Here is a 607-nt window from a genome sequence, read left to right as displayed (position 1 = left end):
GTGCTGCTCATTCTTATTGGTTCGTGGTCGAAACTTTATATTATAACTTAGAAAGCCTTTATACCCCAAGCGTAATGTTCGGGACTTCCGATTACTCTGCCGTTGTATCCCCAGGCCATGCGGTGACCCGAGGGCTCAACCGTCCTCGACAGTGTCAAAGCCTTGCTGTATTCACGGTTGTAGATGTAGAACAAGACGTCATTGTCGTACTTAGCGGGCTGCAGGTACCACTGGGCTCTGAAACTATCGACGCTGTTGACTCCGAAGGCCATGTGGTCGCCGTTCCAGTTAGTGCCGACTCCCAATACCAAGTATTGGTTACGTTCAGTGTTCAAGATCTTGAAGTAGACCTTGTTGTTCTCCCACAGAGCGATTAACTTCCAGCTGACTCTCGGGCTTGTCTTGTCCTTGCCGTCGCCGTAGGCAGGTCTGCCATCGTCGCCTTGAACATCATTGCTCAGCGTCAAAGCGAGACCGTCGCGCTTGTACATAAGCTTAATCGCGTTTTCGGCGAAGATAAGTCTGAACTCAACTGGGAAACAATCACGGACGATGTCCTTGGAGCCCTGGAGCCAAAGTTGATAGGCGTACTCCATGCAGTTCATCT

1 protein-coding gene is annotated in these 607 nt (G+C 50.4%); it reads right to left on the bottom strand.

Translation table 11 applies throughout. The annotated features are described in order from the left end of the window. Positions 1–47: 47 nt before the first annotated feature. On the bottom strand, positions 48–607 hold a 560-nt coding region (locus tag F0L46_RS27725), incomplete at its 5' end, for a hypothetical protein (protein ID WP_149822407.1).

The sequence above is a fragment of the Salinarimonas soli genome (assembly GCF_008386575.1).
Classification (GTDB): Bacteria; Pseudomonadota; Alphaproteobacteria; order Rhizobiales; family Beijerinckiaceae; genus Salinarimonas_A; species Salinarimonas_A soli.
This window is presented reverse-complemented; position numbering and strand designations above follow the sequence as displayed.